16 protein-coding genes and 1 tRNA gene are annotated in these 16,767 nt (G+C 65.2%); 1 reads left to right on the top strand and 16 read right to left on the bottom strand.

From position 1 onward, the window contains the following. Window positions 1-16 precede the first annotated feature (16 nt). The 16 genes from nuoL to B9Y64_RS09985 form a co-directional block, all read right to left on the bottom strand. Entirely contained in the window at window positions 17-2,179 is a 2,163-nt protein-coding gene (gene nuoL, locus B9Y64_RS10060) for an NADH-quinone oxidoreductase subunit L (RefSeq protein ID WP_100440540.1), read from the bottom strand. Between the two features lie 7 nt (window positions 2,180-2,186). Continuing rightward, entirely contained in the window at window positions 2,187-2,492 is a 306-nt protein-coding gene (gene nuoK, locus B9Y64_RS10055; RefSeq protein WP_005410454.1) for an NADH-quinone oxidoreductase subunit NuoK, read from the bottom strand. After that, window positions 2,489-3,145, bottom strand: coding sequence for an NADH-quinone oxidoreductase subunit J (locus B9Y64_RS10050; RefSeq protein WP_093999837.1), 657 nt, complete (start codon window positions 3,143-3,145; stop codon window positions 2,489-2,491). The genes nuoK and B9Y64_RS10050 overlap by 4 nt, the downstream gene beginning before the upstream one ends. Window positions 3,146-3,154: 9 nt before the next feature. Next, complete coding sequence (gene nuoI / locus B9Y64_RS10045; protein ID WP_005417924.1) at window positions 3,155-3,643, bottom strand: NADH-quinone oxidoreductase subunit NuoI; 489 nt, start codon at window positions 3,641-3,643, stop codon at window positions 3,155-3,157. Between the two features lie 4 nt (window positions 3,644-3,647). Further along, on the bottom strand, window positions 3,648-4,742 hold the full coding sequence (gene nuoH / locus B9Y64_RS10040) for an NADH-quinone oxidoreductase subunit NuoH (protein WP_006458641.1): 1,095 nt from the start codon (window positions 4,740-4,742) through the stop codon (window positions 3,648-3,650). After that, window positions 4,739-6,973: an NADH-quinone oxidoreductase subunit NuoG gene (gene nuoG, locus B9Y64_RS10035; protein ID WP_100440539.1), complete on the bottom strand. Its 2,235-nt coding sequence runs from the start codon at window positions 6,971-6,973 to the stop codon at window positions 4,739-4,741. Before nuoG ends, nuoH begins: the two co-directional genes overlap by 4 nt. Next, the gene (gene nuoF / locus B9Y64_RS10030) at window positions 6,970-8,310 is read right to left on the bottom strand and encodes an NADH-quinone oxidoreductase subunit NuoF (RefSeq protein ID WP_100440538.1); all 1,341 of its coding nucleotides are present in this window, start codon (window positions 8,308-8,310) and stop codon (window positions 6,970-6,972) included. Before nuoF ends, nuoG begins: the two co-directional genes overlap by 4 nt. 4 nt (window positions 8,311-8,314) lie before the next feature. After that, entirely contained in the window at window positions 8,315-8,842 is a 528-nt protein-coding gene (gene nuoE / locus B9Y64_RS10025; protein WP_006381132.1) for an NADH-quinone oxidoreductase subunit NuoE, read from the bottom strand. A gap of 97 nt (window positions 8,843-8,939) precedes the next feature. Next, window positions 8,940-10,247: an NADH-quinone oxidoreductase subunit D gene (locus B9Y64_RS10020; RefSeq protein ID WP_057499470.1), complete on the bottom strand. Its 1,308-nt coding sequence runs from the start codon at window positions 10,245-10,247 to the stop codon at window positions 8,940-8,942. Continuing rightward, a complete protein-coding gene (locus tag B9Y64_RS10015) occupies window positions 10,244-10,993 on the bottom strand; it encodes an NADH-quinone oxidoreductase subunit C (RefSeq protein ID WP_010486428.1) in 750 nt (249 codons plus the stop codon). The genes B9Y64_RS10020 and B9Y64_RS10015 overlap by 4 nt, the downstream gene beginning before the upstream one ends. A gap of 33 nt (window positions 10,994-11,026) precedes the next feature. Then, on the bottom strand, window positions 11,027-11,581 hold the full coding sequence (locus tag B9Y64_RS10010; protein ID WP_005417936.1) for a NuoB/complex I 20 kDa subunit family protein: 555 nt from the start codon (window positions 11,579-11,581) through the stop codon (window positions 11,027-11,029). After that, on the bottom strand, window positions 11,572-11,928 hold the full coding sequence (locus B9Y64_RS10005; protein ID WP_005414075.1) for an NADH-quinone oxidoreductase subunit A: 357 nt from the start codon (window positions 11,926-11,928) through the stop codon (window positions 11,572-11,574). The genes B9Y64_RS10010 and B9Y64_RS10005 overlap by 10 nt, the downstream gene beginning before the upstream one ends. A 111-nt stretch (window positions 11,929-12,039) precedes the next feature. Continuing rightward, window positions 12,040-12,124 (bottom strand) — tRNA-Leu (locus tag B9Y64_RS10000). Window positions 12,125-12,175: 51 nt separating this feature from the next. Further along, the gene (gene secG / locus B9Y64_RS09995; RefSeq protein ID WP_014037951.1) at window positions 12,176-12,613 is read right to left on the bottom strand and encodes a preprotein translocase subunit SecG; all 438 of its coding nucleotides are present in this window, start codon (window positions 12,611-12,613) and stop codon (window positions 12,176-12,178) included. A 32-nt stretch (window positions 12,614-12,645) separates the two neighbouring features. Then, window positions 12,646-13,401, bottom strand: a complete 756-nt coding sequence (gene tpiA, locus B9Y64_RS09990) for a triose-phosphate isomerase (RefSeq protein WP_100440537.1) — start codon at window positions 13,399-13,401, stop codon at window positions 12,646-12,648. Between the two features lie 345 nt (window positions 13,402-13,746). Then, window positions 13,747-14,724 carry an isopenicillin N synthase family dioxygenase gene (locus tag B9Y64_RS09985; RefSeq protein WP_100440536.1) on the bottom strand — a complete coding sequence of 326 codons (978 nt, stop codon included), beginning with the start codon at window positions 14,722-14,724 and terminating at the stop codon, window positions 13,747-13,749. A 153-nt stretch (window positions 14,725-14,877) separates the two neighbouring features. Between B9Y64_RS09985 and B9Y64_RS09980 the strand changes: the two genes are divergently transcribed. Continuing rightward, on the top strand, window positions 14,878-16,755 hold the full coding sequence (locus B9Y64_RS09980; protein ID WP_100440535.1) for a DUF3413 domain-containing protein: 1,878 nt from the start codon (window positions 14,878-14,880) through the stop codon (window positions 16,753-16,755). Window positions 16,756-16,767 lie beyond the last annotated feature (12 nt).

Here is a 16,767-nt window from a genome sequence, read left to right as displayed (position 1 = left end):
TATTCCGTACAGGTCATCAACGCAGGTAATGCATCAGCACGCCCAGCAGGGCAATCAGGCCGATGATCATCGCGAAGGCGTAGTGATAGAGGAAACCGGATTGGGTACGACGCAGCACGCCGGCTGCGACGTCCACAACACGTGCCGAGAGATTGACCACGCCGTCGACGATGTTGCTGTCGATCCAGCGCGAGACCCTGCCCAGCTTGACGCTGCCACCGGCAAAGCCATCGATCCACAGCTTGTCGAAGCCGTACTTGTTTTCCAGCACCGACACCAGCGGAGCGAAGGTCTTGCGGGCCTTGCCCGACAGGTCCGGCTTCCACAGGTAGAACAGTGCGGCCAGCAGGAAGCCCGCAACGGTCAGCATGAACGCCGGAGCCATCATGCCGTGCAGCGCGAAGGCGACCGGGCCGTGGAACTCCTCGCCCAGGAAGCCGATGGTGTTCTTGGCCGGATCGTAGAAATCGACGACGCCGGTGAAGAACGTGTGCGCCTGGCCCTTGATGGCGTCGTGCGCATGGTTGCCGGCCCAGTCGGTGCCGTACAGCATCGGACCGATGCTGAAGAAACCGATGGCGATCGACGGGATGGCCAGCAGGATCAGCGGCAGGGTCACCACCCACGGGGTTTCGTGCGGCTCATGCGGACCGTGGCCATGGCCGTGGTCGTCGTGATGCGCATCGCCATGGTGGGCGTCGGCAGCGTGGTGATCGTCATGGCCATGACCATGATCATCATGCGCGTCGCGGAAACGTTCCTTGCCGTGGAAGGTCAGGAACAGCAGGCGGAAGCTGTAGAAGCTGGTGACGATCACGCCGCCCAGCACCGCCCAGTAGCCATACGTGGCCACCCAGTTGTTGGACAGGTGCGCGTGCAGCTCGGCGGCCTCGATGATGGTGTCCTTCGAGTAGAAGCCGGAGAAGAACGGCGTACCGACCAGCGCCAGGGTACCGATCCACATGGTGACGAAGGTGATCGGCATGTACTTGCGCAGGCCGCCCATCTTGCGCATGTCCTGCTCGTGGTGCATCGCGATGATGACCGAGCCGGCACCCAGGAACAGCAGCGCCTTGAAGAAGGCATGGGTCATCAGGTGGAACACGGCGGCCGAGTATGCCGACACGCCCAGGGCGACGGTCATGTAGCCCAGCTGCGACAGGGTCGAGTACGCGACCACGCGCTTGATGTCGTTCTGCACGATGCCGATCAGGCCGGTGAAGAACGCGGTGGTGGCACCGATGAACAGCACGAAGTTCAGCGCGGTCTGCGACAGCTCGAACAGCGGCGACATGCGGGTGACCATGAAGATACCGGCGGTCACCATCGTCGCGGCGTGGATCAGTGCCGAGATCGGGGTCGGGCCTTCCATCGAGTCCGGCAGCCACACGTGCAGCGGGACCTGGGCCGACTTGCCCATGGCACCGATGAACAGGCAGATGCAGATGACGGTGGCGATCGACCAGATCACCGGCTCGTTCAGCAGCTGCATGCCCAGGATCGTGCCGTCCCAGATCTGCAGCTGGGCGCGCGGGTCAGCCAGCATGCCGGCCTGCGAGAACACCTGCGAGTAGTCCAGGGTGCCGAACACCCACAGCACGCCGGCGATGCCCAGCAGGAAGCCGAAGTCACCCACGCGGTTGACCAGGAACGCCTTCATGTTGGCGAAGATCGCGGTCGGGCGCTTGAACCAGAAGCCGATCAGCAGGTACGACACCAGGCCCACCGCTTCCCAGCCGAAGAACAGCTGCAGGAAGTTGTTGCTCATCACCAGGGTGAGCATCGAGAAGGTGAACAGCGAGATGTAGCTGAAGAACCGCTGGTAGCCCGGATCATCCTGCATGTAGCCGATCGTGTAGATGTGGACCAGCAGCGACACGAAGGTCACCACCACCATCATCATCGCGGTCAGCTTGTCGACCATGAAGCCGACGTGCGCGGAATACTGGCCGACTTCGAAGAACGTGTAGATGTTCTGGTTGAACGGCTGCGCACCGCCCCACAGCAGCTGGTAGAGCGTGTACATCGACAGGCCGCAGGCAACCGCGACGCCGAGGATGGTGATGGTCTGCGCGCCGAAGCGCTTGACCTGGCGACCGAACAGGCCGGCGATGATGCTGCCGAACAGCGGTGCAAGCACCACTGCGATCAACAGACTCTTGGAGAGAGTGATTTCCATCTGTGGATCAGCCCTTCAGCGAATCGACTTCGCCGACATTGATCGTGCGGCGGGTACGGAACAGGGTCACCAGGATCGCCAGGCCGATGGCGGCTTCCGCGGCGGCGACGGTCAGGATGAAGAACACGAACAGCTGGCCGGACGGATCGCCCAGCTGACGCGAGAAGCCGACGAAGTTGATGTTCACCGACAGCAGCATCAGTTCGATCGACATCAGCAGGACGATGACGTTCTTCCGGTTGAGGAAGATGCCGGCCAGGCTGATGGCGAACAGCACCGCGCCCAGCGCAAGCATGTGGCCAAGGGTAATCACGGCTGGGTCTCCTCGCCGGCGGCCGGCTTGCTGTTGCTGTGCACGACCGGTGCCTCGGCGCCCATCTTGACCATGCGCAGGCGCTGGCCGGCCTTGACCATGGTCTGCTCGCCCGGGTTCTGGCTCTTCACGCCGGTACGGCGACGCAGGGTCAGCATCACGGCGGCAACCACGGCCACGGTCAGGATGACGGCGGCGAACTCGAACGGCAGCAGGTATTCGGTGAACAGCGTGCGCGCCAGCCAGGTGACGTTGGAGCTGTCAGCAGCGACCGCGGCAGCGTTGTCGGCCGGGAACGGGGTAACCGCCCTGCCCTTCACGCCGATCAGGATCAGCATCTGCACCAGCATCGCCACGGCCACGATCAGGCCGACCGGCAGGTAGCGCACCCAACCCTCACGCATCTTGGTGGGGTCGATGTCCAGCATCATCACCACGAACAGGAACAACACCATCACCGCGCCGACGTAGACCAGTACCAGCGCCACACCGAGGAACTCGGCGCCCACCAGCAGCCACACGCAGGCAATGGAGAAGAAGGTCAGCACCAGGCAGAGCACGGCGTGAACCGGGTTGCGCACGCTGATCACCGCACCGGCCGAAACCGTTGCCGCGATGGCGAACACCCAGAAAGCGATATTTACCCAATCCATCTCTCGACCTCAGCGGTAAGCGGCATCGGCGGCGCGACGCTCGGCGATCTCGGATTCGAGACGGTCGCCCAGGGCCAGCAGCTGCGGCTTGGTAACGATGTTTTCGCCACGATTCTCGAAGTGGTACTCGAGGATGTGGGTTTCGACGATCGAGTCCACCGGGCAGCTTTCTTCGCAGAAGCCACAGAAGATGCACTTGAACAGGTCGATGTCGTAGCGGGTGGTACGGCGGGTGCCGTCCTCGCGCTTGGCCGAGTCGATGGTGATGGCCAGCGCCGGGCACACCGCTTCGCACAGCTTGCAGGCGATGCAGCGCTCTTCGCCGTTGGGATAACGGCGCAGCGCGTGCAGGCCACGGAAGCGCGGCGACTGCGGGAACTTCTCCATCGGGTACATCATCGTGTACTTCGGCTTGAAGCTGTACTTCAGCGTCAGCCAGAGGCCCGCCAGCAGTTCGAGCAGCAGCAGGCTCTTGAAGTAATGGGTAATCCTGTTCATCACTTTAGACGCCCTTTTGAATCACGCCGAAGAACACCATGACGGCGGTAACCGCGATCCACAGAATGGCCAGCGGGATGAAGACCTTCCAGCCCAGGCGCATGATCTGGTCATAGCGGAAGCGCGGGAAGCTGGCACGGAACCAGATGTAGGCACTGGCGAAGAAGAACACCTTGACGAACAGCCACGGTGCGCCACCCTTCCAGATCCAGTCGACCAGCGGCGAGACATCGCCGAAGTTGACCCAGCCCTGGACCGGGCTCAGCCAGCCGCCGAGGAAGAAGATCGAGATCAGGAAGCTGATCAGGATCATGTTCGCGTATTCGGCCAGGAAGAACAGGGCGAAGGCACCGCCGGAGTACTCGACCATGTGGCCGGCGACGATTTCCGACTCGCCTTCCACCACGTCGAACGGCGCGCGGTTGGTTTCAGCCACGCCCGACACCCAGTAGATGACGAACAGCGGGAACAGCGGCAGCAGGAACCAGTCGAAGAAACCGGAACTGCCGGCCTGCGCCATCACGATGTTGCTCAGGTTCAGGCTGCCCGACGCGATCATCACGCCGACCAGGGCGAAGCCCATGGCGATTTCGTAGCTGATCATCTGCGCCGAGGCGCGCATCGCACCCAGGAACGCGTACTTCGAGTTGGACGCCCAACCGGCCAGGATGATGCCGTAGATGCCCAGCGAGGTCATCGCCAGCAGGTACAGCAGGCCGGCGTTGGCATTGGACAGCACGATCTGCGAATCGAAGGGAACCACCGACCAGGCCGCGAAGGCCGGGGCCAGGGTGATGAGCGGTGCCAGCAGGTAGATCGCCTTGTTGGCGCTGCTCGGCTGGACCACTTCCTTGAACAGCAGCTTGAAGACGTCGGCGAAGGCCTGGAAGATGCCCATGCCCACGTACATCGGGCCGTGGCGGACGTGCATCCAGCCGATCAGCTTGCGTTCCCAGACCACGTAGAAGGCCACCGAGATGATCACCGGGACGGTGATCACCAGGATCTTCAGGATGATCCAGATCAGCGCGCCGATGTCACCGAGGCCAAGCAGCCACTGGTGCAGCGGGTCGACCGCGTTCAACAGCAATTCGTTCATGCAGCCACCACCGTTACGCGAGCGGCACCCAGCGGCGCGGTCGCGCCGTGGCCCGATTCAATCCAGACCGAACCCGCAGCGACGCGGGCGTCGACCACCACCGGCAGGGTGGCCTTGCCGGCATCGGTGCCGACCTTGGCCATCTGCCCTTCCTGCAGCTGCAGGCGAGCGGCATCTTCAGCGTTCAGCACGATGCGCGGGGCGTTGTTGAGCGGATGCGACTGCAGCGCCGGGGCGCGACGGACCACCGCATCGGTGCGGTAGATCGCAGCGGTCGAAGCCACTTCCAGGCCTTCGCCGGCGATCACCGGCTGCGCCGAAGCGGCAACGGCGACCGACACCGGGGCCAGGCTGGCGCGCAGGCCGGCCAGGTCGGTGAAGTCGAAACCGGCCAGCGCCATTTCGCCGCCCAGTGCGCGCAGCACGCGCCAGCCCTCACGGGCCTCGCCCGGCAGCTTGCCGCCGGCACGGGCCGACTGCTCGCGACCATCGAGGTTGGTCAGGGTGGCGTCGATTTCCGGCAGCGCGCCGATCGGCAGGATCACGTCGGCGACGTCGCGGGTCGAGGCACAGGCGAACTGGCTGAAGGCCACCACCTGGGCGCCGACCAGTGCCTTGCGCGCGGCAGGTGCATCGGCGAAGTCCAGGCCCGGCTCCAGGCCGTACACCACGTAGGCCTGGCGCGGCTGCGCCAGCATCGCGGCGACGTCCTTGCCGGCCGGCAGCACGCCGGCGCGGGTCAGGCCAACGGCGTTGGCGCCCTGCGGGATGCGGCACAGCTTGGCACCGGTGGCGGCGGCGAAGTCACGCGCGGCGGCGCGGATCGCGGCAGCCTGCGGGTGGTTCTCGGCGATGCCACCGACGATCAGCACGGTGTTGTTGCCGCCCTGCACCGCCGAACGCAGCTCGGCGTTGGCCAGCGCGTCGACGAACTTCGACGGCGCGACGATCTGCTTGCCGGCGATGCTGAAGGCGAAGTCGAAGTCCACCGGGTTGACGACGTGGATCTTCGCGCCGTTGGTGGTCTGTGCCTTGCGCAGGCGGGCATGCAGCAGCGGCAGTTCGTGGCGGATGTTGCTGCCCAGAACGACGATGCGGTCAGCGCCCTCGATCTCGGCCAGCGGCAGGCCGAACACTTCGGCGGTTGCGGCGTCGGAGAAATCGCGGTTGTTGATGCGGTGGTCGATGTTGCTCGAGCCCAGGCCCTTGGCCAGACGGGCCAGCAGCGCGCCTTCCTCGTTCGAGGTCGACGGATGCACCAACACGCCCAGGTTGTCGCCCTGGTTCGCCTTGAGGATCCCGGCGGCGGCGGCCAGGCCTTCAGCCCAGCTCACTTCCTTCCACTCGCCATTGACCTTGCGCAGCGGCTTGACCGCACGGTCTTCGCTGTACAGGCCCTGGTGCGAGTAGCGGTCACGGTCGGACAGCCAGCACTCGTTCACGGCTTCGTTGTCGCGCGGCACGGTGCGCAGCACTTCGCCGCGACGCACGTGCAGGAACAGGTTCGAACCCATCGCGTCGTGGTAGCCCAGCGACTCGCGCGCGGTCAGTTCCCACGGGCGGGCGCGGAACTGGAACACCTTGTTGGTCAGCGCGCCGACCGGGCAGACGTCGACGACGTTGCCGGACAGTTCGGTGGTCAGCGGCTTGCCGTCGAAGGTACCGATCTGCAGGTTCTCACCGCGGTACATGCCACCCAGTTCGTAGGTACCGGCAACGTCGGCGGTGAAGCGGACGCAGCGGGTGCACTGGATGCAGCGGGTCATCTCGGTGGCGACCAGCGGGCCCATGTCCTCGTCCGGCACCACGCGCTTGCGCTCGTTGAAGCGGCTGACCGAACGGCCATAGCCCAGCGACACGTCCTGCAGCTCGCACTCGCCGCCCTGATCGCAGATCGGGCAGTCCAGCGGATGGTTGATGAGCAGGAACTCCATCACCGAGCGCTGGAACTTCAGTGCCTTCTCGCTGCGGGTGGCGACCTTCATGCCGTCCATCACCGGGGTGGCGCAGGCAGGCGCCGGCTTCGGCGACTTCTCCACGTCCACCAGGCACATGCGGCAGTTGGCGGCGATCGGCAGCTTCTCGTGGTAGCAGAAGCGCGGAATGGAGATGCCGGCCTTGTCGGCGGCCTGGATGATCATCGAGCCCTTGGGCACGACCAGCGACTTGCCATCGATCTCGATGGTGACGTGATCGGGTGGGACGCTCGGATTTACGGGTTGCGCGCTCATGCGGCGGCTGCCTCCACCTTCTTGCCGTCAACCATCGAATGACCGTTGACGATGTAGTACTCGAACTCGTCCCAGAACTGGCGCAGGAAGCCCTGGATGGGCCATGCAGCCGCTTCGCCGAACGCACAGATGGTGTGGCCTTCGATCTGGCCGGCCACCGCCTTCAGCTGGTGCAGGTCTTCCATCGTGGCCTTGCCGGCGACGATGCGCTCCAGCACGCGGTGCATCCAGCCGGTGCCTTCACGGCACGGGGTGCACTGGCCGCAGGATTCCTTGTGGAAGAACTGGCTGATGCGGCAGGCGAACTTGACGCAGCAGACGCTGTCGTCGAGCACCACGATCGCACCCGAACCCAGGCCGGAGCCCAGCGCACGGATGGTGTCGTAGTCCATCGGCAGGCCCTTCAGCTCGGCCGCGGTCAGCACCGGCATCGATACGCCGCCCGGGATCGCGCCCTTCAGCTTGCGGCCCGGGCGCAGGCCACCGGCCATTTCCAGCAGGTCGTCGAAGGTGGTGCCCAGCGGCACTTCAAAGTTGCCGCCGTTCTGCACGCAGCCGGACACCGAGAAGCACTTCGGGCCGCCGTTGGCGGTCAGGCTCAGGCCCTTGAACCACTCCGGACCATTGCGGATGATCGCCGGCACCGAACCGTAGGTTTCAGTGTTGTTGATCGTCGACGGCTTGCCGTAGAGGCCGAAGTTGGCCGGGAACGGCGGCTTGTAGCGCGGCTGGCCCTTCTTGCCTTCCAGCGATTCCATCAGCGCGGTTTCTTCGCCGCAGATGTACGCGCCGGCGCCCAGCGCACCGTAGATATCGATGTCCACGCCCGAGCCCATCACGTTCTTGCCCAGCCAGCCGTTTGCATAGGCGTCGGCCAGGGCCTGCTCGAAGTGCTCGAACGGCTCGTGGTGGAACTCACCGCGCAGGTAGTTGTAACCCACGGTCGAACCGGTGGCGTAGCAGGCGATCGCCATGCCTTCCACCACCGAATGTGGGTTGTAGCGCAGGATGTCGCGGTCCTTGCAGGTGCCCGGCTCGGATTCGTCCGAGTTGCAGAGGATGTACTTCTGCATGTTGCCCTTGGGCATGAAGGACCACTTCAGGCCGGTCGGGAAGCCCGCGCCACCGCGGCCGCGCAGGCCCGAGGCCTTGACCATCTCGATGACCTGCTCCGGCGGGATCTTCTCTTCGAGGATCTTGCGCAGGGCGGCGTAGCCACCGGTCTTCAGGTAGCTTTCGTACGACCACGGGGTGTCGTAATGCAGGGTGGTGTAGACCACCTGGTGCGGCAGCGGCGCGGGGCCGACCGGACCCTTGGATTCGTGGTGATGTGCCATGCCCTTACTCCAGCCCGTCCAGCAGCTCGTCGACCTTTTCCAGGGTCAGACGCTCATGGTAGTGACCGTTGATGACCATCATCGGCGCGCCACCGCAACCGGCCAGGCACTCTTCCTCGCGCTTGAGGTAGACGCGGCCGTCCGGCGTCGATTCACCGTGCTTGATGCCCAGCTTCTTCTCGCAATGGCGGACGATGTCCTCGGCGCCATTGAGCCAGCAGCTGATGTTGGTGCAGATGGCCACGTTGTTGCGGCCTACCTTCTCGGTCTCGAACATCGAGTAGAAGCTGGCGACCTCGTAGGCCCACACCGGCGGCAGGTCGAGGTACTTGGCCACGCCGGCGATCAGCTCGTCGGTCAGCCAACCCTCGTTCTGCTCCTGGGCCGCATGCAGGCCCTGCAGCACGGCAGAGCGCTTGCGGTCCGGCGGGAACTTGGACAGCCAGTGATCGATGTGAGCGCGGGTCTTGTCGCTCAGCACCACCATCGGGTCGACGTCGCGCGCCGCCTCGAAATTACCTGTCGCCTTCATCGGCCGACCTCAGCGAAATGCATAACGTGAAATTCCAGAAACTGCGGCGCCGGCTTGCGCCGGCTGCCTGCAGCGGGCGTTGGCGTGGCGGACGGCATTACCGGTCAACCTCGCCGAACACCAGGTCGTAGGTACCGATCATCGCCACCACGTCGGCCAGCATGTGGCCGCGCACGATCGAATCGATCGAGGACAGGTGGGCGAAGCCCGGTGCGCGCAGGTGCACGCGGAAGGGCTTGTTGGCGCCATCGGAGACCAGGTAGCAGCCGAACTCGCCCTTGGGCGCTTCCACTGCCGCGTAGGTTTCGCCGGCCGGCACGCAGTAGCCTTCGCTGAACAGCTTGAAGTGGTGGATCAGCGCTTCCATGTCGTCCTTCATGTCCTCGCGCTTGGGCGGAGCGACCTTGAAGTTCTTGACCATGACCGGGCCGGGGTTGGCCTTCAGCCATGCCACGCACTGCTTGATGATGCGGTTGGATTCGCGCATTTCGGCAACGCGAACCAGGTAGCGGTCGTAGCAGTCGCCTTCCTTGCCCAGCGGGATGTCGAAATCGACGGCATCGTACTTGGCGTACGGGCGCTTCTTGCGCAGGTCCCAGGCAACGCCCGAGCCGCGCAGCATCACGCCGGTCATGCCCCACTGGTGGGCCAGCTCCGGAGTGACCACGCCGATGCCGACGGTACGCTGCTTCCAGATACGGTTGTCGGTCAGCAGGGTCTCGTACTCGTCGACGCGACCCGGGAATTCGTTGGTGAAGTTTTCCAGGAAGTCCAGCAGCGAGCCTTCACGCGAAGCATTGAGCTGCTTCAGCGCCTTGCCCTTGTGCCAGCGCGATTCCTTGTACTTCGGCATGTGGTCCGGCAGGTCGCGGTAGACACCGCCCGGACGGTAGTACGCCGCGTGCATGCGCGCGCCGGAGACCGCTTCATAGCAGTCCATCAGCTCTTCGCGCTCGCGGAAGGCATACAGCATCACCGCCATCGCACCCAGGTCGAGCGCGTTGGAACCCAGCCACATCAGGTGGTTGAGGATGCGGGTGATCTCGTCGTACATCGTGCGGATGTACTGCGCACGCTCCGGCGCCTCGATACCCATCAGGGTCTCGATCGCGCGCACGTAGGCGTGCTCGTTGCACATCATCGACACGTAATCCAGGCGATCCATGTAGCCGATCGACTGGTTGAACGGCTTGGACTCGGCCAGCTTTTCGGTACCACGGTGCAGCAGACCCACGTGCGGGTCGGCGCGCATGATGGTTTCGCCGTCCATTTCCAGGATCAGGCGCAGCACACCGTGGGCGGCCGGATGCTGCGGGCCGAAGTTCATGGTGTAGTTGCGGATTTCCTGCCGGCTTTCGGCGGCGTTGCTGGCGAATGCTTCGCCGGCCTGGTGTACGTGGCTCACTTCACTGCCTCCTGCGCGCGCTCACCTTCTGCGGTCTGCAGACGGGCGTCGTCGCGGATCACGCGCGGCACGCCGACGCGCGGCTCCACCGAGGTGACCGGTTCGTAGATCACGCGCTTCTTTTCTTCGTCGTAGCGGACTTCGACATTGCCGATCAGCGGGAAGTCCTTGCGGAACGGATGGCCGACGAAACCGTAGTCGGTCAGGATCCGGCGCAGGTCCGGGTGGCCTTCGAAGATCACGCCGTACAGGTCGAACGCTTCGCGCTCGAACCAGTTCAGGCCCGGCCAGATGCTGGTCAGCGAGGACACCACCGGCAGCGCTTCGTCAGGGGCGAAGCAACGCAGGTGCATCATCAGGTTGTGCTGGTACGAACGCAGCTGGGCGACCACGGCGAAGCGCTGGGTCGGCATGTGCTGCGGGCGGGCACCGTCGGCACCGTTCTCCTCGGTGGGGAACTCGCCCCACGCGAAGCGGCCCTGGGCCTTGCCTTCGACACCACGGCTGAAGCCCTGCGAGGACACGTCGGCGGTGTCCCATTCGTCGGAGCCATAACCGAGGTAGTCGACGCCGCAGAGATCCACGGCCTGTTCGAAACCAAACTCGTCACGCAGCGCCAGGGCGGTGGCGTGCCACTCGGCGGCAGGCACTTCCAGCGTCACTTCGCCGCGGGGTTCGACCACGATGACCTTCGCACCTGCGAAACGTGCGGAGAGTCGGTCGATGAAGGATGCTTGCTCTGCCATGGGGGCTTGGCGCGCTCTTGTCAGGTGAAGGGGTCAGCGGGCGATGGTCTGTGTACGCCAGATCTTCTTCTGCAGCTGCAGGATCCCGTACACCAGCGCCTCGGCGGTCGGCGGGCAGCCCGGGACGTAGACGTCCACCGGCACCACGCGATCACAGCCGCGCACGACAGAATAGGAGTAGTGGTAATAGCCGCCGCCGTTGGCGCAGCTACCCATCGAGATGACCCACTTCGGGTCCGGCATCTGGTCGTAGACCTTGCGCAGCGCCGGGGCCATCTTGTTGACCAGGGTTCCGGCGACGATCATCACGTCGGACTGGCGCGGCGACGGGCGGAACACCACGCCGTAACGGTCCAGGTCCAGGCGCGCGGCGCCGGCGTGCATCATCTCGACCGCACAGCAGGCCAGGCCGAAGGTCATCGGCCACATCGAGCCGGTGCGAGCCCAGTTCAGCAGTGCGTCGACGCTGGTGGTGACGAAGCCCTTTTCCAGCAGCGGGTTGTCGCCTTCCGGCCGCAGGATGTCATCAACCCGGCCTTCCGGCGACGGGTTGTTCATGAGGCCATCGAGAGTCTGAATCACTCCCATTCCAGCGCTCCCTTCTTCCAGACGTAAATGAAACCGAGGAACAGCATGCCGACGAACAGGCCCATGGTGACCAGTGAACGGGCGCCCAGTTCCATGAAGACCTGGGTCCACGGCACGATGAAGATGATTTCCAGGTCGAAGACGATGAACTGGATCGCGATCAGGTAGTAGCGCACGTCGAACTTCATGCGCGCGTCTTCGAAGGCTTCGAAGCCGCACTCGTACGGCGACAGCTTTTCCAGATCGGGGCGGCGGGGACCGAGGAATCGACCAACCAGCATCAGCGTAATGCCGATACCGGTGGCAACGATCAGAAACAGCAGAGACGGCAAATATTCGGCCAGCACAGCGATTCTCTCTTGCCTCTGCCGCTGCGCCTGCAGGCGCTTTGGCATGGGGGAGTGGACGGGAATCTGTCTGGCGCCTTGCGCGCCAGACGAACCCGCTTTACTTACAAATGGTGCCCAAGAGGGGACTCGAACCCCTACGACTTGCGTCGCTACCACCTCAAGGTAGTGCGTCTACCAATTCCGCCACCTGGGCAAACGATCACATCAGACTATCTTCCCGATGCGCCGCGTATTGTAACCGGCTTCAGTCTTTCTGGGAGCCTTCCGAAGGCTTTTCTTCACCAGAAACCGAAGATTCCGCCTTAGCCGGCACATTCGCGGCCGGAACCGGGGCTGCCGGGACCGCATCGGCCTTCGGAACGGCCGGCAGTTCGCCCGCCGGGGCCGCCGGAGCGGTCGCCGCCGGGGCGGACATCAGGCCCAGATCCTGGTCGGCCGCCGGACGGGTGCCGTGACCGGCATACCAGGCCATGAAGAGGCTGATGCCAAAGAACACGACGGCCAGCCACTTGGTCGACTTGGACAGGAAGTTCGAGGCGCCGCGCGCACCGAACACCGTGCCCGAGGCACCGGCACCAAAGCCCGAACCCGCCGCCGCACCCGAGCCACGCTGCATCAGGATCAGCGCGATCATGGCCACAGCGACCAGCACGTAGACGACATTGAGGATCAACATCAGCATTGGAAACCGCCCTCGGACAATACTTCTTAGGATTAGTTCGCGGCCGCCGCCCGTGCGATGGCCAGGAAGTCCGCGGCCACCAGGGAGGCGCCGCCGACCAGCCCACCATCGACATCCGGCTGCGCGAACAGTTCCCCGGCATTGTCGGGCTTCACGCTACCGCCGTAAACAATGGGCAGTGAATCAGCGATTCTAGCATCGATACGCGCGACTTCGCCACGGATGAACGCGTGCACCTGCTGCGCCTGCTCCTTGCTGGCGGTGCGGCCGGTGCCGATGGCCCAGACCGGCTCGTAGGCGACCACGGCCTTGGCGAAACCGGCCGCGCCGACCAGCTCCAGCACCGGCGCCAGCTGGCTGGCGATGACCGTTTCGGTCTGCCCGGCCTCGCGCTGCTCCAGGGTCTCGCCCACGCACAACACCGGCACCAGGCCGGCGTGCTGGGCGGCAGCGAACTTGCGCGCGACCAGCTCGCTGCTTTCATGGTGGTACTGGCGGCGCTCGGAGTGGCCGACCAGGCCATAGCGTGCGCCCACTTCGGCCAGCATGGCCGCGCAGACCTCGCCGGTATAGGCGCCCTTCTCGTTGCTGCTCACGTCCTGCGCGCCAAAGGCCAGGCCGGTCTCGCCGAAGTCCTCGACCAGCTCACCCAGGTAAGGCAGCGGCGGCAGGATCACCACCTCCACCCCCTCCAGTGGCAGCCCGGCGGCCACCTGCCCCAGCAGTTCATTGGCGAATTGACGGCTGCCATGCAGCTTCCAGTTTCCGGCGACGATCTTGCGGCGCATGAGCGGGTGGCTCCTGTGTGAAGTCAGCCGTCCATGATACCCGTTACGGGAAAAACCCGTTTCCGTGTAAGCGGTTACATGGTTTTTCAGGCAACGGCGCAGCCCCACGTGGCGGGGGTTGGGGGGGCGCGGAGAGCCCCGGGGCGGATTCCGGGGTCAGATCCCTCTCCGCAGGAAAAGGGATCTGACCCCTACCCCACTTCGACCTGACAGATCTCATCCACGCATGGCCTGGATATACCGTGTCGACCAAGGTCGACACCTACCAACCCTGATCGGGACGGTGCAGGGGTGGGGTGCAACCCTGCAAAGAAAAGGGCCGCCTTTCGGCGGCCTCACTTCTCGTTACTTCAGCTTGATCTCGCGCAGGCGTTCCTCGAGGAAGCCGTGGGCGGTGATCGGCTCCGGGTACCGGCTCGGGTTCTCCGGGGTGATGCACGAGGGCAGCACGTCGATCAGGAAGTCCGGGTTCGGGTGCAGGAAGAACGGCACCGAGTAGCGCGGCTGGCGCGCCAGGTCGCCCGGGGGGTTGACCACGCGATGGATCGTCGACGGATACACGTGGTTGGTCAGGCGTTGCAGCATGTCGCCGATGTTGACCACGATGGTGTCCGCGTCCGAGGTGAACGGCACCCATTCGCCCTCGTGCGACTGCACTTCCAGACCCGCGGCGCTGGCACCGACCAGCAGGGTGATGAAGTTGATGTCGCCGTGGGCACCGGCACGCACGTTCGGAATGTCGTCGGTGGTGATCGGCGGGTAGTGGATCGGGCGCAGGATCGAATTGCCGAAGTTGGTCTTGTCGGCGAAGAAGGTCTCCGGCAGGCCGATGTGCAGGGCCAGCGCCGACAGCACGCGCGAGCCCAGGTTGTCCAGCGCCTGGTACAGGCCGTAACCGCGCTCGCGGAAGCCCTCGACCTCGGTCGGCCACAGGTTCGGCGCCATCACGTCACGGTACTTGGAGTCGTCGGCGATCTCGCGGCCGATGTGCCAGAACTCCTTCAGGTCGAAATGCTTGGAGCCCTTGGCGGTTTCCACGCCGAACGGGGTGTAGCCGCGGGCGCCGCCGCTGCCGGCCACGTGGTACTTGCGCTTGACCTCTTCCGGCAGTGCGAAGAAGGCCTTGAAGGCATCGTAGGCCGCGTCGATGTCGGCCTGCGGGATGCCGTGGTTGCGGATGCCCGCGAATCCCCATTGGCGGTAGGCCGCGCCCAGCTCGGCCACGAAGGCCTCGCGGTCGCTGTCGAAACGGGTGATGTCGAGGGTGGGGATCTGGCTCACAGCGGTTCCTGGCTTGTCGTTGGGTCTGGGGGGCCAGCGCATTCATGGCCCGCCTGAACATTGTGACAGATCGCCCGGGGGACGCCACTCGATACGAAGAAACAAACCGATACAATGCGCGACCCGCGCGCGGCGTAACGCTTCCGTCACGTTGGCGCCTCCCGTTGCCCCTGCGCTCCCTGAATCCGCCCCGCCATGCCCGCAGCTGCCTCTGCCGCCCCTGTCATTGAAGGTTCCGCCCGACGCTGGCGCCGGCTGGCCTGGTGGTCGCTGTTCATCGCCGGCAATGCGGTTCTGGCCGCGGCGATCGCGCTGGGCAACGTACCGCTGCGCGACAATCCGGGCGGCGGCGCCGGCCTGGCCTACCTGGCGATCGCCCTGCCCGGTCACCTGCTCGCGTTCGGTGCGCTGGCCGGCCTGCTGCCGCTGCTGCTGGGCCTGTGGCCGCGCAGTGCGCGTACGTTGAGCATCACCGCCGTACTGCTGCAGGGCCTGTGGCTGTGCCTGCTGCTGGTCGACGCCAAGGTCTTCACCCTGTACCGCTTCCACCTCAATGCCATGGTCGTGAACATGGTGTTCGGCGGCGCCCTGCAGGACCAGGTTGCCCTGTCCTGGAAGACCTGGCTGCAGGTCGCCCTGCTGGTTGCCGCGGTCTTCACCGCCGAAGGCCTGCTGGCCTGGGCGTGCTGGAAGCTGCTGCCGGCCGCGCCGCGGCGGCGCCGGGTGCTGCAGGCCTGGGCCGTGGTCGCGCTGCTGATGGGCGGCGGCCAGGTCGCCACGGCCTACTACGATGCCCGCGGCGACCGCGATGTGATCGCGCAGTGGAACTACCTGCCGTGGGCGCAACCGATCACGGCCAAGAGCTTCATGCGGCGCCTGGGCGTGGTCAGCCAGCAGCAGGCCGGCCTGCCCGACCCGCGCCATGCGCAGCTGCTGTACCCGCTGCACCCGCTGCGCTGCCAGAGCCCGCATCGACCCAATGTGCTGATGGTGGTGCTGGAATCGCTGCGCCAGGACGCGCTGACACCTCAGCTGATGCCCAACACCGCGGCGCTGGCGCAGGATGCGCGCGTGTTCGATCACCACTTCAGCACCGGCAATGCCACCCGCTACGGCCTGTTCGGGCTGCTGTACGGCCTGCCCGGTGGTTACTGGCCCAGCATGCTCGACGAGCAGCGGGGCTCGCAGCTGTTCCAGGTGCTGGGCCAGCAGGGCTACGACCTGCACCTGTACGGCAGCGCGCCGCTGTACAGCCCGGAATTCGATCGCACTGTGTTCGCCGATGTGCGCGACCAGCTGCACCAGGGGCCATCGGCACTGAAGTCCGACGGCCGCGACCGCGCGATCATCAGCGCACTGCAGCAGGATATCCGCGCCAGCCAGGCCGCGCAGCGCCCTTGGTTCGGCTTCGTGTTCCTCGACTCCACCCACGCGCCGTACCACATGCCCGACGGTTACCCGCCGGTGGCGACGCCGATGGCTGCGGACATCGACTTCCTCAAATTCGGCCCGGAGCATGACCCGACGCCGGAACTCAACCGCTACCGCACCGCCGTGCACTATGCCGACAGCCTGATCGGCTCGTTGCTGGACGACCTGCGTGCACAGGGCCTGGCCGAGGACACCATCGTGCTGGTCACCGGTGACCATGCCGAAGAGTTCAACGACCTGAAGCTGAACTATTGGGGCCACAACGGCAACTTCTCCGACTACCAGCTGCAGGTCCCGTTCGTGCTGCATTGGCCGGGCAAGGCTGCTGGCCACGACGCACGCACCAGCTCGCACGAAGACTGGGTACCGACGCTGATGCGCCACGCGCTGGGCTGCGAGAACGCACTGACCGATTACAGCACCGGCCAGGACCTGCTGGCCGAGCCGCAGGGCACGCGTGCGCTGGTGGTCGAAAGCTGGTCGCAGCGCGCGGTGCGCCATGGCAATGCCATCTACGTGTTCGACAAGTTCGGCAACGCCACCGCGCTGGACCTGCACTACCGCCCACTGCCGCAGCAGGCGCCCGATGCGGCCGCCGTACGCACTGCATGGGAAGCGCTGACCCGCTTCCGCAACCGCTGACCCTCAAGGATC

It is taken from the genome of Stenotrophomonas maltophilia, from assembly GCF_002799245.1.
Lineage (GTDB): Bacteria > Pseudomonadota > Gammaproteobacteria > Xanthomonadales > Xanthomonadaceae > Stenotrophomonas > Stenotrophomonas maltophilia_S.
This window is presented reverse-complemented; position numbering and strand designations above follow the sequence as displayed.